The 24143-nt window shown below is 54.8% G+C and carries 21 protein-coding genes; 6 read left to right on the forward strand and 15 right to left on the reverse strand.

The window, feature by feature from the left end; translation table 11 throughout:
* Window positions 1–3: 3 nt before the first annotated feature.
* The 8 genes from AAC060_RS12055 to AAC060_RS12090 all read right to left on the reverse strand — a co-directional run bounded on the left by AAC060_RS12055 (window position 4) and on the right by AAC060_RS12090 (window position 5205).
* On the reverse strand, window positions 4–561 hold the full coding sequence (locus AAC060_RS12055; RefSeq protein ID WP_339826533.1) for a pyridoxamine 5'-phosphate oxidase family protein: 558 nt from the start codon (window positions 559–561) through the stop codon (window positions 4–6).
* Between the two features lie 13 nt (window positions 562–574).
* On the reverse strand, window positions 575–1105 hold the full coding sequence (locus tag AAC060_RS12060; RefSeq protein ID WP_339826535.1) for a CPBP family glutamic-type intramembrane protease: 531 nt from the start codon (window positions 1103–1105) through the stop codon (window positions 575–577).
* Window positions 1086–1643 (reverse strand): DUF924 family protein, encoded by a 558-nt coding sequence (locus tag AAC060_RS12065; RefSeq protein ID WP_339826537.1) that lies wholly within the window; start codon window positions 1641–1643, stop codon window positions 1086–1088. The genes AAC060_RS12060 and AAC060_RS12065 overlap by 20 nt, the downstream gene beginning before the upstream one ends.
* A 13-nt stretch (window positions 1644–1656) precedes the next feature.
* Window positions 1657–3084, reverse strand: coding sequence for a metalloprotease TldD (gene tldD, locus AAC060_RS12070; RefSeq protein WP_339826539.1), 1428 nt, complete (start codon window positions 3082–3084; stop codon window positions 1657–1659).
* 48 nt (window positions 3085–3132) lie between these two features.
* Window positions 3133–3342, reverse strand: coding sequence for a zinc-finger domain-containing protein (locus AAC060_RS12075; RefSeq protein ID WP_339826541.1), 210 nt, complete (start codon window positions 3340–3342; stop codon window positions 3133–3135).
* Window positions 3343–3389: 47 nt separating this feature from the next.
* A complete protein-coding gene (locus tag AAC060_RS12080) occupies window positions 3390–3938 on the reverse strand; it encodes a DUF4402 domain-containing protein (RefSeq protein ID WP_339826543.1) in 549 nt (182 codons plus the stop codon).
* A gap of 87 nt (window positions 3939–4025) precedes the next feature.
* Complete coding sequence (locus tag AAC060_RS12085; protein ID WP_339826545.1) at window positions 4026–4583, reverse strand: DUF4402 domain-containing protein; 558 nt, start codon at window positions 4581–4583, stop codon at window positions 4026–4028.
* Between the two features lie 103 nt (window positions 4584–4686).
* Complete coding sequence (locus AAC060_RS12090) at window positions 4687–5205, reverse strand: DUF4402 domain-containing protein (RefSeq protein WP_339826547.1); 519 nt, start codon at window positions 5203–5205, stop codon at window positions 4687–4689.
* A gap of 169 nt (window positions 5206–5374) precedes the next feature.
* On the opposite strand from AAC060_RS12090, the gene AAC060_RS12095 reads away from it, so the two are divergent.
* Both AAC060_RS12095 and nadB read left to right on the forward strand, forming a co-directional pair.
* Window positions 5375–6313, forward strand: a complete 939-nt coding sequence (locus AAC060_RS12095; protein WP_339826549.1) for an ABC transporter ATP-binding protein — start codon at window positions 5375–5377, stop codon at window positions 6311–6313.
* On the forward strand, window positions 6310–7902 hold the full coding sequence (nadB, locus tag AAC060_RS12100) for an L-aspartate oxidase (RefSeq protein ID WP_339826551.1): 1593 nt from the start codon (window positions 6310–6312) through the stop codon (window positions 7900–7902). The genes AAC060_RS12095 and nadB overlap by 4 nt, the downstream gene beginning before the upstream one ends.
* A 110-nt stretch (window positions 7903–8012) precedes the next feature.
* Here nadB and AAC060_RS12105 read toward each other — a convergent pair whose 3' ends face one another.
* Window positions 8013–8438, reverse strand: a complete 426-nt coding sequence (locus AAC060_RS12105; protein WP_339826553.1) for a MarR family transcriptional regulator — start codon at window positions 8436–8438, stop codon at window positions 8013–8015.
* Between the two features lie 240 nt (window positions 8439–8678).
* On the opposite strand from AAC060_RS12105, the gene AAC060_RS12110 reads away from it, so the two are divergent.
* Window positions 8679–9941, forward strand: a complete 1263-nt coding sequence (locus tag AAC060_RS12110) for an acyl-CoA dehydrogenase family protein (protein ID WP_339826555.1) — start codon at window positions 8679–8681, stop codon at window positions 9939–9941.
* A 78-nt stretch (window positions 9942–10019) separates the two neighbouring features.
* Here the strand turns inward: AAC060_RS12110 and AAC060_RS12115 are convergent, their stop codons facing one another.
* A complete protein-coding gene (locus tag AAC060_RS12115) occupies window positions 10020–12230 on the reverse strand; it encodes an acylase (RefSeq protein ID WP_339826557.1) in 2211 nt (736 codons plus the stop codon).
* A 159-nt stretch (window positions 12231–12389) separates the two neighbouring features.
* Between AAC060_RS12115 and clpB the strand changes: the two genes are divergently transcribed.
* A complete protein-coding gene (gene clpB, locus AAC060_RS12120) occupies window positions 12390–14981 on the forward strand; it encodes an ATP-dependent chaperone ClpB (protein WP_339826559.1) in 2592 nt (863 codons plus the stop codon).
* 70 nt (window positions 14982–15051) lie between these two features.
* On the forward strand, window positions 15052–15333 hold the full coding sequence (locus AAC060_RS12125) for a hypothetical protein (protein ID WP_339826561.1): 282 nt from the start codon (window positions 15052–15054) through the stop codon (window positions 15331–15333).
* A 13-nt stretch (window positions 15334–15346) separates the two neighbouring features.
* Here AAC060_RS12125 and AAC060_RS12130 read toward each other — a convergent pair whose 3' ends face one another.
* The 3 genes from AAC060_RS12130 to AAC060_RS12140 all read right to left on the reverse strand — a co-directional run bounded on the left by AAC060_RS12130 (window position 15347) and on the right by AAC060_RS12140 (window position 21988).
* Entirely contained in the window at window positions 15347–17233 is a 1887-nt protein-coding gene (locus AAC060_RS12130; protein WP_339826563.1) for a sulfotransferase, read from the reverse strand.
* A 16-nt stretch (window positions 17234–17249) separates the two neighbouring features.
* Window positions 17250–18779, reverse strand: a complete 1530-nt coding sequence (locus tag AAC060_RS12135; protein WP_339826565.1) for a putative 2OG-Fe(II) oxygenase — start codon at window positions 18777–18779, stop codon at window positions 17250–17252.
* 89 nt (window positions 18780–18868) lie between these two features.
* Window positions 18869–21988 (reverse strand): TonB-dependent receptor, encoded by a 3120-nt coding sequence (locus tag AAC060_RS12140; RefSeq protein ID WP_339826567.1) that lies wholly within the window; start codon window positions 21986–21988, stop codon window positions 18869–18871.
* A 409-nt stretch (window positions 21989–22397) separates the two neighbouring features.
* Here AAC060_RS12140 and AAC060_RS12145 point away from each other — a divergent pair, with 409 nt between their 5' ends.
* Window positions 22398–22949 carry a hypothetical protein gene (locus tag AAC060_RS12145; protein WP_339826569.1) on the forward strand — a complete coding sequence of 184 codons (552 nt, stop codon included), beginning with the start codon at window positions 22398–22400 and terminating at the stop codon, window positions 22947–22949.
* Between the two features lie 90 nt (window positions 22950–23039).
* On the opposite strand, the gene AAC060_RS12150 is transcribed toward AAC060_RS12145, so the two are convergent.
* Both AAC060_RS12150 and AAC060_RS12155 read right to left on the reverse strand, forming a co-directional pair.
* A complete protein-coding gene (locus AAC060_RS12150; protein ID WP_339826571.1) occupies window positions 23040–23912 on the reverse strand; it encodes a M23 family metallopeptidase in 873 nt (290 codons plus the stop codon).
* Window positions 23909–24118: a DUF2093 domain-containing protein gene (locus AAC060_RS12155; protein ID WP_339826572.1), complete on the reverse strand. Its 210-nt coding sequence runs from the start codon at window positions 24116–24118 to the stop codon at window positions 23909–23911. The genes AAC060_RS12150 and AAC060_RS12155 overlap by 4 nt, the downstream gene beginning before the upstream one ends.
* Window positions 24119–24143: the final 25 nt, after the last annotated feature.

The raw sequence follows: 24143 nt of genomic DNA on the forward strand, positions 1-24143 counted from the left end.
GATCTATTGCCCGCCAAAATAGCGGTCTGACGCACGCGTGGGAAAACCATCGATACTTGTCACCCGGCCGGCGGTTTTTTCCATCCAGAGATCGGGATCGGCCTGGCGATGATATTTGACCAGGGTTTCGCGCTCGGCTTTCATGTCCATCTGCGGCACGCCCCAGCCGCAGCTGGTCTGTATGCTGTCGACCTTGATGTCGAAAATCTGGCGGGTGCCTGGAAGAATGTCGAAATGCGAGGCCAGTTCCTCCCAACCGCTATCCTGCGGCAGAACCGGCTGTCCGGTTCCATAAAGCCGCAAGATCAGCGCCGGATTGGCAAAATTGTTGAACATGATGGTGATCCGGCCATCGGCGACAAGATGGGCATGCGTTTCGTTACCGGAACCGCCCAGATCCAGATAGGCAACCCGGTCGGGCGCGAGCACACGAAACGCATCATAGCCCTTGGGCGATAGATTGATCCGGCCGTCCGCCGCAGCTGTCGCTACAAAGAACATCGGCTGCTTGGCGATGAAGGCTTTATGTTTGTCATTCAGCGCATCAAAAAAATCGGCCACGACAAATTCCCGTTCAGTAAAATGGACCGCCGAAAAATATTTTCCAAGCCAGTACCAATATCCAGTGGATCGCGATCACGGGCCACAACGACTGCGTAACAATCCGGATATGGGTCAATATAATGCCCAGTATGAACGTAGCAAACAGAAACGACGGTTGCAGGAAGATGGCTGACCATGGGGGGCCGAAGGTGAGTGCCTGCAACGGATGCCAGAGCACGAACAATATGGCCGAAAGCCAGCTCCCCCAGCGTTGCGAAAAACGCGCGAGCCAGGATAGCAGGACACCGCGGAATATTAATTCCTCGGCCATCGCAGGAACGAAAAGAAGAACAATGGCTGCGACCAGTGCCGCAGGAACATCGTCGACGGGATCAAAGACGAGCCAGCCGCCCAGAAATCCTGCAAGGGCGATAATCGCCGCCGCCGGGAGCGCTATGCCCGAGGCGGATTTCCATCGACCGGCATCCGGCCAGGTTTTCAATGCCCGCCAGGTCTGCTTCACAGCCACCGTCAACTGCGGTCTACCAATTCGCTCCGTCATCCATCGCGTCCTGTTCTCCGGGCAGGGACTGCCGCCCGAGAATTTTGTTACGGTGGGGGAAGCGACCGAATTTCTTGATCATGGCACGACGTTCTTTGGCATTTTTCTCGTTGTTGCCGAGTTTCCTGAACTGGGCAACGGATCTGTTCTGCAAGCGGATGTCTTCTCCGTGCATGAAGGGCATATAAACGAAAACCCGCCGCTTCGCGGTCAGTTTCTGGTCCATCTTCCGCTCAACTGCCATTTCCGCAATCTTTTGTGCGAGAAGGTCGGTCGAATAGGCGTCGGGGTGACCGCGGAACATATTGCGCGGCATTTGATCAAATAGGATGAGGGAGGCAAGCATGGTGTCGGGATCTGTCAGGAAACTTGCTGCGGCTTTGGATTTCTGTTCTTCCCACAGTTCGAAAAACCGGACTTCGCAAATCATGTCCAATGCCGCAGTTCCGTTCCACCAGTCTTTCGGATCGAGCTCACCAAACCAGAATGACAATATTTCCGCAGGCCATGTCACTGGGACAGCCTTGATGCTTGTCATGTTAGCTTCACCCTCATGCAGTCCCTCCAACCGTCAACGCATCGACCAGCAAAGTTGGCTGGCCAACACCGGCAGGCACCGACTGCCCGCCCTTGCCGCACATGCCGATGCCTTCATCGAGCGCCATGTCGTTACCGATGCCGCTTACCTTGGTCAACACGGTCGGACCGTCGCCGATCAGTGTCGCACCCTTGATCGGCGCGCCGAGCTTGCCGTTCTCGATCTTGTACGCTTCGGTGCAGGAGAAGACGAATTTGCCCGAGACAATATCAACCTGGCCGCCGCCAAAGCTTTTGGCGTAAATGCCGTTTTTGACGCGGCTCATCAGCTCGTCGGGATCATCCTTGCCGCCGCGCATGAAAGTATTGGTCATTCGCGGCATCGGCGCATGGGCATAGCTTTCACGACGCCCGTTGCCGGTCGCCGGGACACCCATCAAACGAGCATTCAGCCGGTCCTGCATATAGCATTTCAATATGCCATCCTCGATCAGGACATTTTCCTGCGTCGGCGTGCCTTCATCATCGATGCTCAGCGAGCCGCGCCGTTCCCGGATAGAACCATCGTCGACCACGGTGACGCCGGGAGCCGCAACGCGCTGACCGATTTTGCCGGAGAAAGCGCTGGTGCCCTTGCGGTTGAAATCGCCTTCGAGGCCATGGCCGATGGCTTCATGAAGAATGATACCGGGCCATCCGGGGCCGAGCAGCACAGTCTGTTCACCGGCTGGCGCGTCGACGCTTTCAAGATTGACCAGCGCCTGTGCCAAGGCCTCGTCGACCGCACGGTTCCAGCGCGCCTCTTCAAACAGATCGTCATAGAGATAACGTCCGCCCATACCGAAACTGCCGGACTCGCGGCGACCATTTTGCTCAGCGACAATCGAGACATTGAGCCGAACCAGAGGCCGCACATCGGTCGCGACAAAGCCGTCGGGACGGACGATTTCGATGACACTCCAGCTACCGGAGAGTCCGACCGAAACCTGCGAAACGCGGGGATCGCGTGCTCGCGCCGCCGCATCAATCTGCTGGCAGAGCGCAACCTTTTTCGCAAAGGGAATGGCTTCCAAGGGATTGGCTTCACCATAAAGATGCCGGTTGTTGCCGCGCGGTGGCGGGGCTTTTTCGCCCTTGGCCGGATCAAGCAGTTGCAGCGTCTGCGCAGCACGTTTGATCGCCGCCTCGCTAATTTCGTTGCTGTGGGAAAATCCGGTCATCTCGCCCGAGACGCCGCGCAGGCCGAAGCCGCTATCCGTGCTATAGTCAGCGGTCTTCAGACGGCCATCGTCAAAGCCAAAGCTCTCCACCGCGCTATATTGCAGATAGAGTTCGCCATCGTCACAAGCAGACAGACTGCCCGCGACGAGCGCTTTGGCGCGCTCCGGGTCGAGACCATCAGGGCGATATAGGAACGAGCGGGGATCAAGGTTTTTTATCATTCCGTACATATAGAAATGATTCGGAGGCCTTGCACCCCTTATGTCGGATTATTCTTCGGACTGCCTCGGAGTGACATCTGCGGGACCGCCAATCAAAACGAATCGCCGGTCACAATAGCCGCAATCGACATAGCCTTTTTCGTCAATCTCGAGCCATACCCGCGGGTGGCCAAGGGCTGCGCCGCCGGGAATATCCGTCGCACCATCGCACGCGTTGCGTTTCTTGGCTGTTCTGACAATTTCAGGAGCGTCTATCATGGTAGCGCGATTAGCAATGGATCGCCCGTCGCGCAATCCTGCAAATATCAGTAATAGTTCATGGTGATCGGAAAGGTCGCTTCATAGACACCGCTTTGCTGGCTAGGCCCCACGTCGAGCGTGGCACCGATACGAAGCGTAATCACATCAGTACTGGCGATACGGAACAGACCGGGAAGGAATGTCGGCGACAGATTGTCGGCTTGCAACGTAAGCGACCGCATCGTCATGTTGGCGCCTCCCCCGATACGATTGAGGAGATAGCTGCCAGAACCCGAGCTGATATATACGAACCGGTTACGCGTCCCATAGCCCTGGAACTCTGCGTTGCTTATCGTGCCACCAGCAGCGATCACCGATCCGGTAACGGTGCGGATGCCCGCGGTGCTAACTCTTGCGGTCCCGCCGGTCACACCTGGGATCAGATTCCCGAAATTCAGATCATGAACCGGAACAAGAGAAAGCGGACTGACCACCACCGCATCGGTCTCGGCACTATCCGTTTGCGCAAAGACAGCGGTTCCGCTTGCCAGTGCGACAGGTGCGAGCAACAAGCCGCCGATCAGGCGTGGTATGATGTGGTCTCTGGTCTTCACAAAAAATGCCCTATATCGAAAGCCGCAAATTTCCATTCACAGCTATAGTTAATTTCACCGTAACCATATTGGTGGTCAAGGCTCAGACTATTGATAATCAATGGTAATGTTAAACGTGCCCACATAGGCACCGGCAGCCTGATTGGCGTTTATGGTGAGCCTTCCGCCAAGCTTATAGTCGACGGACCCACTGACATTCAGGTTCCGGTTCCGCGTGCCGTTGCCGCCGTCAAAGCGGAATTGGTCCACGCGCATCGTTTGACCGCCACCTACACGGGTCAGCTCGATCTGGTTCTGACTGACCGTCATCCGCACCCGTTCCAGCGGAGTGCCATAGGCCGAGAACCATGCCGCCGAATGGGTTCCGCCCAGCGAGACCGCATTGCCATTCAACTGGATCAGAGCATCATTGTCCGGATCGATGGTAAACCGGCTCTGGCTCGTTCCAGCGGCAAAATCTCCAAAATGCAGGTCTGCATTTTTGGTAATGTTGACGCCCTGGTTAATCTCGGTCCGGGCCTCTCCGTTGCCGGATGCCGCGTCTGCAGCGGCAGAAGAAACAAGGACAGCAGCGAGGGCCGGAAGAATGGCCGTGCCTTTTATTGACCGCCATCCGGTCCGCTTTTGATAATCTCTATGTCCCACCGAAATCCCGCTATAGAAGAAGTGAGCACATAGGATTGAACAATATGGTTAAATCAGCGTTAACCTTCGCCGGGTCCGAACGAGGACCATATCCGGCATAGACTCAGAGATAATTGACTGTCACCGTAAAGCTGCCGTCATATTGGCCCGGTTCCTGGGCCGCTCCCACGGTCAATCGGCCGCCCACCTTGAAATTACCAATTGATGTAAAAAGCGGCAAAAGGCGAATAGACGCACCGTTCAGCGTAAAATTGTCCACGAGCATCGTTTGCGAACCGCCATTGCGGGTCAAGGTCGTCGAACTCGGCAGACTGATTTGATAATAAAGTAGCGGACGGGCCGATACCTGGAATCGGGCTGCCGATACGGTACCGCCAAATGCGGTAGCATTGCCCGTCTGTATTGAACGGGCATCGGAGAAAGGATTGACCACAACAGTCGAAACCGTGCTGCCTGCAATAATGTCGCCGAATTGGAGGTCTTGTAATCTTTGCACCGTGCTTGGCCGGGAAATGTCGGCAACCGACTCTCCTACTGCGGTCTGCGCGCACAACGGACCTGCAGCGGCACCCCCCACTATCGCCAGTGCAAGTCCTGACAGCTTGCGTAAAACTAAACGCATGTTCGAATTCCCCGTTCTGGCCAATATTTCGGAATATATGCGGTCAAATTGCTTCAACAACTGCGAAGATTTTGCGTTAAAATTATATTAACATGCTGAATTTACATGTTTTATCATTTGTTGACAACGGAGGTTTGCGCGGCACAGGCAAACGGGCTATGCGACAAAAATGACCGACGCAGCAATCTCGATCCAGAATCTCTCCAAAACTTATGCCGGTGGCAAACAGGCTCTCGACAACATCAATTTTGATGTGCCCCGCGGCTCGATCTTCGGACTTCTCGGCCCCAATGGTGCGGGCAAGTCGACGCTGATCAACATCCTCTCCGGCATGGTCCGTAAAACCTCGGGCAGCGCGAGCATCTGGGGATTTGATATAGATGACAGCCCCCGCAACGCAAAAGCCTCGATCGGAATCGTGCCACAGGAGATCATTTTTGATCCCTTCTTTACCCCTTCGGAGGCGCTGGAAGTGCAGGCCGGACTCTATGGCGTCCCGAAAGCAAAACGCCGGACAATGGAATTGCTGCGCGCGGTCCATCTCGAAGACAAGGCCGATGCCTATGCCCGCACATTGTCGGGCGGCATGAAACGTCGACTGCTGGTGGCCAAGGCAATGGTTCACTCTCCACCGATCCTGGTGCTTGACGAGCCCACCGCGGGCGTCGATATCGATTTGCGGCAACAGCTTTGGGAATATGTCGTCGACCTCAACAAGGCCGGCGTGACGATCGTGCTGACGACCCATTATCTCGAAGAAGCGGAAAATCTGTGCGACCGCATCGCGATTATCAATCACGGCAAGCTGATCGCCAACAAGCCGACGCCGGAACTGGTCGACATGGCCCGCGAGAAACTGGTCGAACTCACGCTGGACCGCGACATTAGCGAAGCACAGGATGCCGTCTCCTTCGCCAATGACCTGTTCGAGAAAGCCGAGATCATCGGGCCGCGTACGGTAGCGGTCACCTATAACAAGGACCGGACCAACGCCGGCGGCGTGATGGCAGCGATACAGGAACGTGGTTTTGCAATAGTCGATGTCACGACAAGGGAAGCTGATCTCGAGGATGTATTTCTCAACCTCACCCGCGACAAAGCAGCATGAACCACGACGTTATCATTGTCGGTTCCGGCGCAGCCGGACTGAGCGCAGCCATCACGCTGGCCCGCACCCACAAGGTGCTGGTGCTGGCCAAGGGTGAACTGACCGGCGGCTCTACGGCATGGGCACAGGGCGGCATTGCCGCAGTGCTCGATGCGGGCGACACATTCGACAATCATATCAACGACACGATGGTCGCCGGTGCCGGGCTTAACCGCCGCGAAACTGTCGAATTTGTTGTCGAAAATGCACCAGCCGCGATCGAACGGCTGGAGGATATGGGCGTACCGTTCAACAAGGAGGCGGAAGTCCTCCACCTCACCCGCGAAGGCGGGCACAGTCACCGGCGGATTGTCCATGTCGATGATGCGACCGGCTGGGCGGTGCAGGAAGCCTTGCAGAATACCGCTGCTGCCCATCCAAATATCACGCTAAGACCACATATGGTGGCAATTGACCTGATCGTCGACCGCCATGCGGAAAACCCGACCGGTGCCAAGAATGTCTGGGGCGTTTACGCGCTCAACAATGAAACCGGCCATGTCGAGACACTGACCTCGCGCGCGACGATCATGGCCAGTGGCGGCGCGGGACGGACCTATCTATTCTCCACCGCACCACGTGGCGCAACCGGCGATGGCATCGCCATGGCCTGGCGCGCCGGCGCGCGGGTTTCCAATATGGAGATGATGCAGTTCCACCCGACCTGCCTCTATAATCTCGAGGTCAAGAATTTCCTGATCACCGAAGCGGTGCGCGGTGAAGGCGGGCATCTGAAGCTGCCAGCAGATGCTGGCGACGAAGCTGGCGAACGCTATATGCAACGCTTTGATCCGGAGCGGATGGAACTGGCCCCGCGCGATATTGTTGCGCGCGCCAATGACCATGAGATCAAGCGGCTTGGGCTCGACTATGTCGATCTCGACATCTCCCACCGCGATCCGGAATTTGTCAAAGGCCATTTCCCCAACATCTATGACAAGCTGATCGGGCTGGGCATCGACATGACCAAGGGGCCGATCCCGGTCGTGCCAGCGCAACATTATACTTGCGGCGGAATATTGATCGATCTCGCGGGTCGCACCGACCTGCCCGGCCTCTATGCCGCCGGCGAAGCCAGCGAAAGCGGCCTGCACGGCGCCAACCGGCTGGCATCGAACAGCCTGCTTGAATGTTTCGTCTTCGGCGATGCGGCGGCGCGGGATATCGCGGAACATTGGGATGACTTGCCTGCCCCGCCCGCGATCCGGCCATGGGATGAAAGCCGGGTCACCGACAGCGACGAGGAAGTTGTGATCAAGCAGACCTGGACCGAAATCCGTCGCTTCATGTGGAATTATGTCGGCATCGTCCGCACCACCAAACGCCTCGAACGCGCAAAGCATCGCATTGATCTGCTGCGCGGTGAGGTCGAGGAATATTACGGAAATTTCCGTGTGACCCAGGACCTGATCGAACTGCGCAATCTGATCGAGGTGGCTGACCTGATCGTGGAATCAGCTTTGGCGCGGAAGGAAAGCCGGGGGCTCCATTATATTACCGATTACCCGGATTTGTTGCCGGAGGCGGTGGATACGGTGTTGGTGCCCTAGGAAGACGATGTCGCTGATATTCGCATCGGTTGCGATGCAATTCGCATCAGAAACAGAAGCACTAGGATGATGTAGATGACGCGTTGATCAATGCTGAGCAACCCGAGCCGTCAATCCAACTCGTTGATGATCAATTCCATCGCGGCGACGACTGTAGCAATTGTCTTTTCGCCGAGCAACGCGTCAACCTGTATGCTGGCTTGATCACCGGCTGCGCCTGCTCTTTCCACGGTCTCCGCACCCGATTGGGTCAGCTTTAACAGCCATGCCCGGCCATCCTGGTCATCCCGCACCCGTTCGACCAGATCGAGATCAATCAGCCGACGCATCATCGCGGTGATCGCGCTATCATTCAGACCAAGTCTTTTTGCCAACAAGGTTTGGGTGGAGGCTTCTTCGGAAGCTATTAACGCCAGAGCGGACATTTGCGCTGTCGTAACCCCTGCGACGTCGAGCAACTGGCGATCAGAAATTTTCTTGAGCGCGTGGGCGGCTAGCTGGAGCCGCGAGTAGAATCTCTGGTTTCTTGCCGACATACCCTCTTATTACCGCATCCCTGGACAATTGCGAACCATTTATAAGTTCAATAGTGAATTATAATCTCTCACCCAACGGACACCTAAAAACCGATTATCCTCTATTATCCTTGCCCATATCGTGATATTGTCATCTGCAATGATTATGATATAGTTTAATACTGAAATAAATAACGACTCGCGCCCTCACCTTCGGCAATTCGGATGTGACCGCCCAGACAGACTAGAAAAGGAACGATAATGACCCATGATCCCAATGATTCAGAAATGAACGACCTGAGAATGTCAGACAGCGGCCGGATATTATATGACAAGGTGAAACGCTTTGTTGCCGAAGAAGTAGATCCGATAACCGAGAAATTTTACGCCATGGGCGAAAATCGCGAAGAGCGTTGGAGCTACGCGCCCGGACAGCTGGAACTGCTGGAAGGCGTGAAAGACAAGGCGCGCGCGCAAGGGCTCTGGAATTTCTTCCTGCCCGACGCAGAATCGGGCGAAGGCCTTAAGAACCTCGACTATGCGTTTATTGCCGGCATCCTGGGCCAAAACTCGCTGGCATCCGAATGCATGAACTGCAGCGCGCCCGACACCGGCAATATGGAGGTGCTCGAACGCGTCGGCACAACCGCACAAAAGCAGGAATGGCTCGTCCCCTTGCTCGAAGGAAAAATCCGCTCTGCTTTCGCAATGACCGAACCGGGACATCCGTCTTCTGATGCGCGGAATATTCGCACCGAGGCAGTTCTTGAAAAAGGCGAATGGGTGATCAACGGAGAGAAATTCTACATTTCCGGCGCTGGTGATCCACGCTGTAAAATCATGATCACTATGGTCCGCACCAATCCCGACGGGCCATCGCACTCGCAACAATCACAAATCTTGGTGCCTATGGATACACCAGGCGTTGAGATCATCGGGCCAATGCATGTCTTTGGCGAAGACGACGCACCGCATGGCCATATGCATATCAAATTCAACAATGTTCGGGTGCCCGAAGAGAATATGCTGCTCGGCGAAGGACGCGGCTTTGAAATCTCTCAACTTCGCCTCGGTCCAGGACGCATCCACCACTGCATGCGTAGCGTCGGCGTCGCAGAACGCGCTTTGGACCTGATGGTTCATCGCGGCGGAAGCCGGGAAGCCTTCGGCCAGCCGTTGGCACTGCTGGGTAAAAACCTTGAAGTTATTTCACGCGCCCGCATCGATATCGAAGCGATGCGTCTGATGGTTCTGAAAGCCGCCAAGGCAATGGATGTCATGGGCAACAAACAAGCCCGTGTCTGGGTTTCCATGGTCAAAGCCTATGTTCCCGAAATCACATGCCGGATCATTGATGAGGCGATCCAGATCCACGGTGCAGCCGGTGTGTCACAATGGACACCGCTTTCCCGCATGTATGCCAACCAAAGAACATTGCGCCTCGCTGATGGTCCGGATGAAGTCCACCATATGGTCGTCGGCCGCAACGAGATGGGCAATGCAGGCTACAAGCCACAGCGTTAAGTTCATCATCACATGATCTAAGAAAGGCCGGGCATCATGTCCGGCCTTTCTGCTGTGTGGCCTATTGGTCCCTCGTCACTAGCGGACAGCCGTCCCGACCATCTTGTCACTCGTCTTGTGCTTCGCGAGATCCTTCGGATCAAACCACACCGGTTTCAGCTTCTTGTCGACAAACAACTGCATCTGGTCGGTATAATGCGGTGACTCCGGGCGCGTAGTTGCGGCACCGAAGGGCTGGATCGAGCGCGAGTGGACCTTGCCGTCCTTCGCCCATTCCATGAACATGATGAAGCTGTCACCATGGCGCACGGATAGTCGCCCGTCATCCTCGACATCCCACAGGGTCGAGGCGCGGATCGTGTCGTTACCGCCATCAACGGGCAGATCGACTTCGCCCTGCCGCATCCGCAGCACATCCATCATCGGCGGATCGATCTTGTCGAAATATTTCGTCAGGTGGTCGACCGTTTCCTCCAATATCTGTCGAGGATCGGGCATCTTGCCGCGGTTATAATGCGACTTATTGGCCGGGCGCAGCACCATCAGCGCGAGCGCATCCGCCGGCCCCTTACCATCGAGATTCCAGTCCCATTGGCCGAGCAATTGCTGCGCCTTGAGCAGTTTCGCGCTATCCTTCAAGTCGAGCGACGCGATCTTGTCGAGCCACGCTTTCGCATAGCCCGCTTTCTCGTAGCCGGTGTCATATTTGATGGCCCATAATTCGGCGTCGGTGATCTTGCCATCATCATTGGCCTTTTCCAGCAAGGCGATCGAACGGCGCGATCGGTTGGTTTGGTCATCCTCTACCCCCAACAGCGGCGAGAAATTATCCGGATTGAGCTCATCGCCCGGACCCGCGGCAATATAAGGCGTGTTATTGGAATTCATGACATAGCCAGAAGCCGGATTGACCAGTGCCGGGACGCGCGTGAACGGCAAGGTTTTTTGCCACAGCGCCTTTGAACTATCGCCGGGCAGCACCCCGCGCCAGTTATAGCCTTCGGGCCGGTCGGGGAACATCGCGTTATAGTACATACCGATATTGCCCTCGGCATCGGCATAGATGAAATTGGTCGCCGGAACGCCCTGCCCCGCCATCGCCGCCTGCCATTCGTCAAAATTCTTTGCCTTGTTGATCCGGTAATATTGGGTCAGCATATCGAGCTCGTCGATCCCGGCATAGCGGAGCGCATAGGCACCGCTATCGTTCATGATCACCGGTCCGTGGATCGAGCGATAGGCGACCTGAGGATAGGGAATGACGAACGGGCCATATTTGATCTTCAGCCAGACGCGTTTCTTTTCGAGCGGCTTCCATTCACCATCGAAACGATAGGCATCTTTCTTGTCGTTCAGCGTCAGCTTGTAGATATCGACCAGATCAGGCCGGTTGACGGTGTTGGTCCAGCCGAGATATTTATTGTGGCCGAGAAACGGGAACGGCGACCCCGGGAAATTGGCACCGGCGAAGTCCCAGCCTTCGTCGCTGTGCACAACCAGTTCGTACCAGGCGACATTGCCGCGCAATGGCTGGTGCGAATTGGAGATCAGACGGGTCTTGCCTTCGGAAGAGCGTTCTGGCGCGACCGCAAAGGCATTTGAACCATTTTCATCGGGGTCAGGGCCGACGGGAGTGACGGTCTTACTTTCAATTATCTTGTCCGGACTTAAAGGATGGATTGATGTTTTGACCGGTTCATTGGACAGACGCGGACCGCCCTCGCGCGGCAGTGGCTTATTCTGCACCAGCGCTTCAATCGGATTGTTGAGGCCGAAGAAAAACGGCGAACGCAGCACGAAACCTGCGGCAATATCCTGTCCGTTGACGGGAAATAATTTGGCCAGCTTGACCTCTTCAGGGTGCTCTTCAGCATAAGCATTGAGCCCGGACGCATATCCGGCTAGCACTGCACGGACATCAGCCGGAAGATCGTCATATTTGCGGTTCACCGTTCCGCGCACATCAAGCAGGGCTGCGATATAGTCGATCGGCGCACTGTCTGCGCCGTTGAGTGTCGCCATCCGGCCCCGCGTCATCGCGGTCACTTCCTGCAGCGTCGAGAAATCATCTTCGGAATGGGCATATGCTACGCCATAAGCGACGTCGGCATCGGTCTTGCCGAATATATGCGGCACACCGAACTCGTCGCGAACAATGCGGGCTTCATAAGAGCCTTCCGGCGGCGGAGTAGATGCTTCAACACTCATCGGTTCCCAGACCAAGAGGCCTGTTGCCACCAGCACAATGAAGATGAGCAGCCCGATGCCCACACGCTTAAGTGTTTTCACGTATTTTTTCCTCTCCGACAGCATCATATGCTGCGTATATCTTCACGCTCGTTAGCGCTTACCATATCAAGCCGACGGAAAAAGTCATCAATATGGTTGTGTTGCACGAGTACAACACCATATTTATGACAAGACACTGAGATTGAACAGGATGAACCGATGAACCTTGAGAAATTCACTGACCGCGCCAAGGGCTTTTTGCAATCCGCCCAGACCGTCGCGATCCGGATGAGCCACCAGCAAATAACCGCGGCGCATCTGGCAAAGGCGTTGCTCGAAGATGACCAGGGCATGGCATCGGGTTTGATCACCAAGGCGGGCGGCGATGCCAAAAAGGCGCATCAGGAAATTGATGCAGCGCTAGCCAAGATTCCAGCAGTATCTGGGGGCGGCGCTCAGCAGACGCCCGGATTGAACAATGACGCGGTTCGCGTGCTCGATCAGGCCGAACAGATCGCCGAGAAGGCCGGGGACAGCTATGTCACGGTGGAACGGCTGTTGCTCGCATTGTTACTCGCCAAGGACACGGCAGCCGGCAAGGCATTGTTGTCGTCCGGCGTTACAGCCGAGGCACTCAACACGGCAATTAACGATTTGCGTGGCGGCCGCTCGGCGGACACTGTCTCTGCCGAGGATGCTTATGAAGCGATGGAAAAATATACCCGCGACCTGACCCAGGCCGCGCGCGACGGCAAGCTCGATCCGGTCATCGGCCGCGACGAAGAAATCCGCCGCACGATCCAGATACTGGCGCGCCGGACCAAGAATAATCCGGTCCTGATCGGTGAACCCGGCGTCGGCAAGACCGCTATCGCCGAAGGCATGGCGTTGCGCATTGCCAATGGCGATGTGCCCGACAGCTTGAAGGACCGCCGCTTGATGGCGCTCGACATGGGCTCTCTCATCGCGGGTGCAAAATATCGTGGCGAGTTTGAAGAGCGGCTGAAGAGCGTGCTCGATGAAGTGCGCGGAGCCGAAGGCGAAATCATCCTGTTCATTGACGAGATGCACACATTGGTCGGCGCTGGCGCGTCGGAAGGCTCGATGGATGCATCCAACTTGCTGAAGCCTGCACTGGCACGCGGTGAACTTCACTGTATCGGGGCGACGACGCTCAATGAATATCAGAAATATGTTGAAAAAGACGCTGCCTTGCAACGGCGGTTCCAGCCCGTATTCATTGGCGAACCCACGGTCGAGGATACGGTTTCGATCCTGCGCGGGCTGAAGGAAAAATATGAGCTGCACCATGGCGTGCGGATTACCGACGCTGCTCTGGTGAGCGCGGCGACTCTCTCTAACCGTTATATTTCGGACCGGTTCCTGCCCGACAAAGCCATCGATCTGATGGATGAAGCGGCATCGCACATCCGTATGGAAGTGGAATCAAAACCCGCAGAAATCGAAACGCTCGACCGGAGAATCATCCAGCTCAAGATCGAGCGCGAAGCGCTATCAAAGGAAACCGATGAGGCCTCAAAGGGCCGTCTTGAAACGCTCGAGAAAGAACTGGCAGAGCTGGAGCAGCATAGCGCAGAACTGACCACGCGCTGGCAGGGCGAGAAGGACAAGATCAATGCCGAGGCGCAACTCAAGGAACAACTGGACCATGCGCGGCTTGAGCTGGAACAGGCCCAGCGTGCCGGTGATCTCGCCAAGGCCGGCGAGCTGAGCTACGGTACTATTCCGAATCTGGAAAAAGCGCTCGAAGAAGCCGCCGACGATACGGTCGGCGCGATGTTGCGCGAAGAAGTTACCCCCGCAGATATTGCTGCGGTGGTCTCGAAGTGGACCGGCATCCCCGTTGACAAAATGCTCGAAGGCGAGCGCGAGAAGCTGCTGGCGATGGAAGAACTCATCGGCAAGCGCGTGATCGGCCAGAAGGATGCGGTCGCAGCGGTGTCTGCTGCTGTCCGTCGCAGTCGTGCCGGCTTGCAGGATCCGAACCGTCCGCTGGGCAGCTTCCTCTTCCTCGGCCCCACTGGCGTCGGCAAGACCGAATTGACCAAGGCGCTGGCTGGCTTCCTGTTCGACGATGATCAGGCGATGGTCCGGATCGACATGTCGGAATTCATGGAGAAACACAGCGTATCACGGCTGATCGGTGCCCCTCCCGGCTATGTCGGCTATGATGAAGGCGGCGTGCTGACCGAAGCGGTTCGCCGGCGTCCCTATCAGGTGATCCTGTTCGACGAAGTCGAAAAAGCGCACAGCGATGTGTTCAACGTTCTGCTGCAGGTACTCGACGATGGGCGCCTGACTGACGGTCAGGGACGGGTCGTGGATTTCTCCAACACCCTCATCATTCTCACCTCCAACCTGGGCAGTCAGTATATGGCGAACATGAAGGATGGCGAGACGGTCAAGGATGTCGAACCGCAGGTGATGGAAGTCGTCCGCGCTCATTTCCGCCCCGAGTTCCTCAACCGGCTGGACGAAATTATATTGTTCCACAGATTGGGCGAAGAACATATGGCGCCGATCGTCGATATCCAGGTATTGCGGGTGCAGAAACTGCTCAAGGACCGGAAGATCGAACTGGACCTCACCGATGCTGCCAGGCGCTGGCTGGGGCGGGTTGGCTATGACCCGGTCTACGGCGCACGGCCGCTGAAACGCGCGATCCAGAAATATCTTCAGGATCCGCTGGCCGACCTGATCCTGCGCGGCGAAGTGCCGGATGGATCGACGGTCAAGATCGATGAAGGTGATGGCGCGCTGAAGATGGAGCCGGTTACGACGTCGACTTGACCTTTGTCCTCATCAAAGCTAATTTCTACTTTAGAAGATAGATTTTCGACCAATCATATGGAATTTTCACATGAAATATTTGGTAACATTTTCAATGATCGCAATTGCTATTTCTGGCACGGCATCGGCAAAAGATAAAAACCAATCATCCGTCACCGTGACCGAAGATAAAATGGCCGGCAAGGAAGATATGGGCGATCCAACGCGCATGATTTGTAGGAAGCAGGAAAATACTGGTAGCCGTCTTGGCGCCAAACGCGTTTGTGCGACGGCTGCGGAATGGGACGCGAGAAAGCAGCAAAATCGAGAATCTGTCGAACGGACACAGAAAAGTCGCGCCACAAATTACTAGTGTTGCTGAAATTTTATCCGGTTGGGTAACCTAGTTTTTCAGCCCATGGTGCGAGAATGGGGATGACGTCCTGCAATTGACTTTGATAGCGTTCCCACCGCCCGCTAGCGCGGGTATATACGGGTTCTGTAACTTGTGCATAGCTGGCGGTAGGAACTCTTCCTCGTCCTCGCGCAGTTTCCACAGTGTCTAATATGGCATCATGCCATTCCAATCCCAACCAAGAAATCAGAGGCTTCATTTCAGCAGCAGGATCAGCAACAAGGCGCTCGTAACGGACGCGGTGGATGGAGATAGGCAAATGGCTCGTCGCATTCTCCCATGATGCAAACGCGGCGCTATAAGTATATGCAGCTTCCTCGAGAGACGTAAAACTACGCATCGCGGAATTGAGTTGGAAGTTGGCCATAAAGCAGCTCAACACGACATCATAGGGATGCCGCTCGGACAATATAATCTGAGCATTTGGAAACAGCGCATAAATCTCCGGAACCCGAGCCATCAATAAAGGATGCTTGTCCACCAAACGCTTGCCATCCCCACCAGGCACCAGTTCCTGGGCAACCTTGAAATATTGATCTCTCATCGCAGAAATTTCGGAGCTCTCCATTTCGATCAGAGATACCGATTTATTCTTACCGATAGCGTTCGTCAGGACCTGCTTCTCCTCCATCACGTGAAGCTCCGGATTACCCATCAACATCGTATCAAGCAGGGTTGTGCCCGATCGTGGAAATCCAACCAGGAAAATGGGATCGACGGTCGACTCGGATAATGGAGCAGATGACAATTTTGACAGCTGTTCGGGATTCCAGTACGCGGTTTCGCTTTCCACCCGGTCACGATAGGTCGTTCCTACCTCAAACGTCGGGGATTCTCCCAAGACAGCTGCGTTCATCTGTTCATATCGGCCGAAAGCTTCCTCGGCATGCCCCAGTCGATCTGCAATATCTCCCCGCAATTTTGCCGTTCGCGCCGGACTGACTGTATCAGGGATCTGCTCGGCAAAAACAGAAGCAGACTCAAAGTCTCCCTTTCGGCGAGCCAGCGACGCCTTCAGAAATGCCAGTTCCGCCTCTTTCATTCCCATGGAATCGCATCGCGCAACCAACTCCTCCAACTCGTCAATCCGGTTAAGCGTTTCGAGCGCAACTCCGAGTTCCATATGCGCATCACGCAATTCCCGGTCACCCTGACCTGCATATATACCCACTGCTGCTTTGAGCTTGATGATAGCCTCGTCCAGATCATCATTCGCACCCAGTGCAAGGCCCAATTCGGTTAGAATATGAGGGTTGTCCGGCTCCTTGTCAGCGGCATCGCGCATGACCACCAAGCGCGGCACCTGCCGATCAGCTTTGGCCAACACCTGCGACAGATTGATATAGAGCTCGACCGTATCGGGCGCGTAGGTGATAGCCTGTTCAAACGCCTGTACAGCGCCATCCACGTCGTCACTATCTGCACGAACATTGGCCAGATTATTCCAGCTTTTATAATCGGTTGAATCGGCCGCGATGGCACGCTCGTAAGCGGCGGCTGCACGCGGGAGATCTGCTTTCTGTTGAAATAAATAACCTTCGAGCCGCGCCAGTGGCCCATCCTCGGCACCCTCGACAATAGCAAGCGCCTCTTCATTTTCATCAAGTTGGATCAACGCTGTTGCGAGATTCAGTCGCGCAGCCATATCTGCCGGAGCCACTTTAACATGCGTCCGAAGATGCGGCACTGCACGTTCGGGTTTATCTAGACGCATTGCGGCAAGTCCTGCCAAGGCGAGTGCCGGAACCGACTGTGGGTCTTTGCGCAGAAGAGCTTCTGCTTCTTCCAATACGCCAGCCATATTACCAGCGCGAAATTGTTCCATAACCGGCAGGAGTTCTGGTGGTGGCAGGGACATTATGATTTCTTTCTACTCAGGCTCGTGCTGGTCGTGCGATGTCAAATGCAACAGTGAGACGTTCACCATCATCGAACTTTCGCGTACCATGCCACATCGTTGAAGGGAATAGTACCAAACGACCTTCCTTTGGCTCTATCATGCGGAAAGGCTCAAGGTCGGGCACCAGCTCCCGATTTTCACCAAAACTGAGCCAACCATCGTGGGCAGATTCTCCGGATCCGTCTCCCATGGCTTTGGCTGGCAATGATATATATAGCGCCGAACTGAGCCAGCCTTCAGGGTGAACATGGTCAACGTGCATCCCTTGCCTTGTCAGACGTACGGACCATGATCCGGCAAAACGTATAGGCTTTCGGCGTTCGACCAGCAAGGGATGCCCGGCTTGGGCTTCTGGTAATTGGGCGATATGTTGCTCAACCACATTGATGACCGCATCCCGCAGCAATTTAATTTCAGGTTCAACCCGTGAAAACAAGGGGCCATCGGTTTGGGTGCCGAACCTCAATGACTGATCAAGCGGCTGTCGATCCGCAAAATGCAGATCACGTAGAACCGCGGCAACCTTTGAGATATCGCCCAGTTGAGGGCATAGATCGTAAACTCCGATGAACCGCGGATCTCCTTCGAGCCATTCCCAGCGGGAACCACCAGTTATTCGCCACGCTAACGCCAGATAGGGCCAAAGCACCCCTTGCAAATCACGTTCTATCCATGTCTCCCCAACCTCTGCGGCGAGGTCTGCCCGGCCTGCTTTTATGTGATGCCTGACAATCCGATGCGCGTGATCAATATTTTCAGGCACTCCCAGCGAATCAAACAGCTTGTCAGCACGTAGCATATCTCCGCTTTCACTAGCGCAATAAGCCTCCCATTCGGCGATCCATTCCAAATCCGGCAAACACAGTCTAGCATTGGCAATATTCATGGCCGCGGCTCTAAAATCCTTTGCTTGGAAATTGGTCATTACCAAAAGTTGGTGTAAACTGGGGTCGTCCGGCATTTGTAACAATGCGGTTTTCAGGCTGTCTGTATAAGAAGATCCATCGCCGACCTGCCCCCGAATTTTTGCAATCGAGCGATGACCGTCCAGCCACAAGGGATTGGCTTTCAATACCGTAGCGAGCTGACCGACCGCTTTCTCAATTTCATGTTCCATTACCAGCGCAGCCGCGCGACCGAGCAGAACCTCGCCATTTTGAGGAGCAAGAATTAATGCTTTTTCATATAACTCGCTGGCGATGCCACCAGCTTCGTGCATCACACGCGCGTGACTGTGCGCAATGAGAGCGTCGTTCGGCGCCAGAGCTGCTGCAGTAGCAAAAGCGCTAACCGCCCGCGCGCCGTCATTCAGCCCGCGTGCCACCAAGCCAAGAAGTTGCCATAATTTTGCATCATGCGGAAAGTGCCGAACCGCTTGTTCCGCAGTCGGCAGCATCGCTTCTAAGAGATCGTGGCGTATCGCTTCAATACCCACCCCAAATATCTTTCCGGAATCGGAGAAATTGAGCGTTGCGATTGCTGCGATAGTCTCCGCTTGATCCATCTCTTTTTGTTAGCAGCTAAGAGGCTTCGACCGCCATAAAAAAAGGCGGGCCAAACGGCCCGCCTCCTTTTTTTCTCGTTGATCGACTATTAGAAGTCGAGGGTAACACCGACGTAGATGTAACGGCCAAGTGCATCATAAACCTGAGCAAATGTGTTGCCGTTACAAGGGCCAGCAGGGCAAGCCTGCGAACCGGTTGTTGGTGGAGACTTGTCCAAGACGTTGTTCGCACCAAGACGGAAGCTGTAGTTATCACCGATCTTCGCAGTCAAGGCGAGATCGAAATAGCTCACGGCGTCGAACTTGGCCAGACCTGGGCGAGCAACGCCGCCTGGAGCAGGACCGCTACCCGAAGTATTGTTCAGGTTTGGATTGGCATCAAGCGCATCGACCGTAACCGATGAGAAATAACGCCAGCGCAACGAAGCACCGATTCCGTTTGGCATATCAAAGCCAAGACGGGCCTGATGGCGCCATTCTGGACTTGGTGTACCGCAAACGTTGCCGTACAAGCCAGCGCAATCATAGCTACCCGCAGCTGCAACACCGGTGTCCGTAACCAGTTTGTCGAGCCAGGTACCCACAAAGCTGAGGCTCAAGCGTCCAGCATTGCCAATTTCGCGACCGTAATTCGCTGCGACGTCAACACCAGCAGTGCTCAAACCACCGATATTCTCCTGCAAATCACTTACGAAACCACCTGAACTCCGCCACAATGAACCGGAAGCGTCCCGATTAACCAGTCCGCAGAAGAATGGATCAGCTGACTGCGTACATACGCCGACAATTGTGTCAGCACCAATACCAGAGATAGCGCCATCCAGCTTGATGTTGAAATAGTCAACACTAGCGGAGAAACCGGGCAGGAAGGTCGGGGTCAATACAACACCCGCAGTGTAGGTATCAGCGATTTCCGGAACCAAGTTGGGGTTACCGCCAATCAGACCATTATATTGACCTGCTGGGTTTGCCGCGACGTTCTGACCAACCGAAAGACCTTGTGCCAAACAGCCGGTATCAGCGGCGGTAATGGTAAAGCCAGAGCATGGATCTGAGTTACCATCAAGCGCAACACGTTGTGGTGCGAACAGGTCCTGCACTGTCGGAGCGCGAACGGCACGGTTGTAACCACCGCGGAAACGAATGTCCGGGGTTGGAGCAAACTCACCTTCAATCTTGTAGGTGTCGGTGTTTGTTCCGGTGCTGTAGTCCGAATAGCGATATCCGCCGGTGATCGTGAATTCATGAACCCAGCTATCCTGAGCGATCGGAACGCTAACTTCGGTGAAAAATTCCTTCACGTTGAAAGAACCATCAACTGGAAGTGTTGGAGCTCCCTGACCAGCCAGATCGCCTGTCTGGAAAGCTACGTCGGAAAGGAATTCCAGACGTTCGTTCCGGTATTCAGCACCGAACACAACGCCAACACCGTTATCGGACCATGGTGACTTAATACCATATTCACCAAGTTGGCCAGACACATAAGCTGAAGCGACTTGCTCGCTGACTAAACCGCGCTGGAAGCCCGGAGTCGAGAGATAAGCGTTCGAAGCAGCCGATGGAGTGACCGAGCCTGGCGAGAAGATATCCCAAGGAACACAGTTCGGATCGGTGCCGTCAAGCGTGGAACGACAAACGGCGTTACCATTGACATCATTAACAACATCAAGCGCACGGGTTATACGAGTTACCGAAAAATCGTTCGTATAGGTTTCCGCGAAGTTGGTGCGGCCATACTGGTAATAAGCATCGTAATTCCATGCTGTACCAAGGTCACCCTTCATACCGATAACGGCACGATAGCTGGTGTGCTGCAGGTCATCGCGACGCGAACCGCCTTCAACATTCCGACGCAAAATCTGTGCAAAACCGCGATTATAGGTTCCACCCGTAGCTTGATCGACGAAGTCGAACGGTGTGGTCTGCAAAAGAGGCTCACCAAGACCGCGGGCAATACGCGCTGCGTTTTCTGCAGCGACATTACCAACTACTGTGAAAGCATCGCCAGGAGCGGGGCTTACTAGCAGGTTCTCATTATCACAGATCAAAGCCGATTGAGCAGCACCGATCAGCGGGTTGTCGCAGTTCAGCGACAACGAGTTACCGAAGTTACCCGATGGCGCAATCTGCGCAACCGTACGGTCGTCCATGAACATGAACTCGAGATATGGTTTCAAAGAGTCCGAAATTTCGTAATCTGCAAAAACGCCAGCTGTATAACGTTCATCAGGGCGCTGGAAATAGTTAGAAGGCGCGAAGTTGAACGGGGTAAATCCAGGGGCAATCGTACGATTAGGACCAAATTGGTAGGTCAAAGAGGTGAAATTAGCTGTCCGGGGATCAGTGCTGTCAAAAGCGAACAATGTACCGTTTGGCGAGGTAGCCGAACCACCACACGAATAAGGATTGGCCGATCCCTGCGTAGTCGCAGAAAGCGCACAAGCCGAATAATCGCGATTAGCCTGGGTTACCGCGTTAATTTTACGGTAGCCTGCATAAGCTGTGATATGGCCGCGACCGTCATCAAAGCCAGCACCGAAGGAAGCGGACACATCAAAAGTACCGCCATCGGTCGACATACCTCTTGGGTAACCGAAGTTACGGGCATCAAGAGCATTGGTATAGTCGCTGTTGTTGCGGTTATCGTGATTGTAGAACGAATATTGCGAGTCAACACGGAAACCTTCAAAATCGGTATCCATTACAAAGTTGACAACACCAGCAACAGCATCTGCACCATAAACGGACGATGCACCGCCGGTCAGAACGTCAACACGCTTGATCAAGGTAGCAGGAATGACGTTAATATCAGCTGCCGATGTCGTTGGGTCGCCAGGAACGAGCCGACGTCCGTTGAGAAGCACCAGTGTCCGCTCGGAACCAAGACCACGAAGGTTCAGGGTTGCGATACCGCTTGCGCCGTTAGCGTAGTTACCACCTTGCCCGGCGAATACCTGCGGCAACGAGTTAACAAGATCTTCAACGCGGGTAGTACCCGTTTGCTTGAATTCTTCGTTGCTGAGAACCGTGATCGGGCTAGCCGATTCTAGATTTGGCTGACGAATACGCGAACCCGTCACAACGATAACGCTGGACTCCGCGCTCTCAGCGGCTTCCTGAACGTCTTGAGCATACGCGTTGGTCGAAACCAGCGCCATACCAAGCACGGCAGGAGCCACGGTTGCCTTAAAAACCATCATTTTTTTCATTTGGTCCAGTCCCTATATCTGGAGAACAAACATTATCATGTTTGCTCGTTTGTTTGCCGAATGATACCGAAGGACGCCCCAAACGCCCTTCCAGATCACCGGGATGCGCTTCCGATGCCGCAACAATCCTCACGTGTAAACCCTAGGTTCAGGTTCAACCGCAAGTTTTGTTGTGGATGTAACTAAATTGCCACAGTCTCATAATAGGGTTAAAGTCGCGCTCACCATCTCCCCGCGGATGATCCTGACCCGGGACCTTTCGACGACTTGATATGCTCTACATCTAAAGCTTCGCACTAAGAAACCTGCACAATCACGCTGCAGAGATCATGTTGCATCAACTATATTGATGGTGCATTACAACTCTTTTGCGCGCACAGATGTGAGTGCCTTGCCTAGGAAACTGCCAATGAAACATTTCAAAAATTCAAAACTCTCTCTGGCCATTCTGATTTCATTGGCCGTGTTCACCTCACCCGCAGCAGTTCTTGCCAAGGACGAAGCGCCAAAGCGCTCAGCGTTGCTCGATGAATTGATAGAATGCCGCAAGATGACCGACTCAACGGAAAAATTGGCGTGCTACGACGAGAAAGTGGACCAGATCGACCTCGCCCAAAGAAACAATGAGCTGATTGTCGCAGACAAAACTGATATCCAGGAAGCCAGAAAAGGTCTGTTTGGCTTTTCTTTGCCAAAGATCAGGCTGTTTGGCGGAAGCGGCGATAATGACAATGATGATATCAAAGAAATCGAGAGCGTTGTAACCTCCGCCCGTCAAATCGGTTACGGCACATGGATTATCGGTCTGGAAGATGGTTCGACATGGCAACAAGTCGGAGATCGAAAGCTCGTGCTTAGCCCGAAGTCGGGCAACAAAGTTCGAATCAAAAAAGGCGCGGTTACCAATTATTGGGCGAATATTAATGGTCAGCGTGCGATCAGCGTAAAGCGAATCGAGTAATATTACAGCTGCACGCAGTCGCTGTTTTTCAAACCCCGCCCCCTGTCAAAGGTCACCAACTCTGTAATTTGTTGATAGGTTGAATACCACCTACTCCATCGGCCCGGTCAGTAATATCGGGTCGATTCGCGCTGCATTCCATTTCATCGACCAGTGCAGATGCGGGCCGGTTGCGCTGCCGGTTGAGCCGATCCGGCCAATCGGTTCACCGCGCTTCACCTGTTGGCCTTCTTTGACCAAGATCTCGGAACTATGCAGAAAGGCGCTGTTCAGTCCCATGCCATGATCAATCATCAGTAGATTGCCTTCCAGCGAGAAGGGGCTGGATGCGGCCAGCGTTACCACGCCATCGGCGGGTGCTACATAATAGGTGCCAGTGGGGGCAGCGATATCAATACCGCTATGATAGCTGCCGGGCGAGCCATTATAGATGCGTTGATTGCCAAACATGCCGGATATCCGGCCCTTGACCGGCCAGATGAAATCCTCGCGCCAGCCTGCACTGTCACTCTTAACACTGCGCGCAGCGTTGATCTGCGCCAGCTCGGGCGCACGTCGCCGCTTGAAAGCCTCGCTGGCGGTCCGTCCGTTGCGGTTGAGACTGACATGCTCGATCTTCCACTTGCGCGGAGCAATATTTATGAATTTCTTGACGGTCTGGCCGTCATCCAATGTCGCAACCAATTGCGCCGCCTGACCGGCATCGCGGTTGAAGGCGATGATGAACTTGCCGTCTTCGTCAAACGGGACGGTCTCGCCGTCAAAAGACAGGTTGCGGGTACCGGCTGGTGCATCGCCAATCATCACGCCTCCCTGGATTGCTTCGCCGCTAAACCCGAATTTTACAGCTTCGCGAAAGGCGGACTGTTCGGTGTCGTCGGTTCCGGCATAGACAATGGCCGCTGGCGCAGCGACAGCCGCGAACGCAAAAGCGCATAATGTTGTTTTCAATCCGCCGATCACTGTTCGCTTTCCGGTAGGTGGGCGCGTGCAGAAATCTGTGCCGTGGCATAAGGTTCCTGCTTTTCGACGCTCCAGTAGCGAAGTTCATCGAGCGGAATCGCTTCTCCGGTCACCGCGCACAGGACATGGTCGCCTGAAGACATCGGCCGGAAGCCGTTGGGCATATAGTGCAGCTTTGCCACTTTGTTGCGATTGGACATTAACATAGGACGCTTTTACTCCCTGGATCCT

It is taken from the genome of uncultured Parasphingorhabdus sp., assembly GCF_963975555.1.
In the GTDB taxonomy this organism is placed as follows: Bacteria; Pseudomonadota; Alphaproteobacteria; order Sphingomonadales; family Sphingomonadaceae; genus Parasphingorhabdus.

Excerpts from the sequence above, each read along its gene's own strand:
- AAC060_RS12060 (WP_339826535.1), bottom strand. The coding sequence starts at position 1,105 with ATGACGGAGCGAATTGGTAGACCGCAGTTGACGGTGGCTGTGAAGCAG.
- AAC060_RS12065 (WP_339826537.1), bottom strand. The coding sequence starts at position 1,643 with ATGACAAGCATCAAGGCTGTCCCAGTGACATGGCCTGCGGAAATATTG.
- tldD (WP_339826539.1), bottom strand. The coding sequence starts at position 3,084 with ATGATAAAAAACCTTGATCCCCGCTCGTTCCTATATCGCCCTGATGGT.
- AAC060_RS12075 (WP_339826541.1), bottom strand. The coding sequence starts at position 3,342 with ATGATAGACGCTCCTGAAATTGTCAGAACAGCCAAGAAACGCAACGCG.
- AAC060_RS12090 (WP_339826547.1), bottom strand. The coding sequence starts at position 5,205 with ATGCGTTTAGTTTTACGCAAGCTGTCAGGACTTGCACTGGCGATAGTG.
- AAC060_RS12095 (WP_339826549.1), top strand. The coding sequence starts at position 5,375 with ATGACCGACGCAGCAATCTCGATCCAGAATCTCTCCAAAACTTATGCC.
- nadB (WP_339826551.1), top strand. The coding sequence starts at position 6,310 with ATGAACCACGACGTTATCATTGTCGGTTCCGGCGCAGCCGGACTGAGC.
- AAC060_RS12105 (WP_339826553.1), bottom strand. The coding sequence starts at position 8,438 with ATGTCGGCAAGAAACCAGAGATTCTACTCGCGGCTCCAGCTAGCCGCC.
- AAC060_RS12110 (WP_339826555.1), top strand. The coding sequence starts at position 8,679 with ATGACCCATGATCCCAATGATTCAGAAATGAACGACCTGAGAATGTCA.
- clpB (WP_339826559.1), top strand. The coding sequence starts at position 12,390 with ATGAACCTTGAGAAATTCACTGACCGCGCCAAGGGCTTTTTGCAATCC.
- AAC060_RS12125 (WP_339826561.1), top strand. The coding sequence starts at position 15,052 with ATGAAATATTTGGTAACATTTTCAATGATCGCAATTGCTATTTCTGGC.
- AAC060_RS12130 (WP_339826563.1), bottom strand. The coding sequence starts at position 17,233 with ATGTCCCTGCCACCACCAGAACTCCTGCCGGTTATGGAACAATTTCGC.
- AAC060_RS12135 (WP_339826565.1), bottom strand. The coding sequence starts at position 18,779 with ATGGATCAAGCGGAGACTATCGCAGCAATCGCAACGCTCAATTTCTCC.
- AAC060_RS12140 (WP_339826567.1), bottom strand. The coding sequence starts at position 21,988 with ATGAAAAAAATGATGGTTTTTAAGGCAACCGTGGCTCCTGCCGTGCTT.
- AAC060_RS12145 (WP_339826569.1), top strand. The coding sequence starts at position 22,398 with ATGAAACATTTCAAAAATTCAAAACTCTCTCTGGCCATTCTGATTTCA.
- AAC060_RS12155 (WP_339826572.1), bottom strand. The coding sequence starts at position 24,118 with ATGTTAATGTCCAATCGCAACAAAGTGGCAAAGCTGCACTATATGCCC.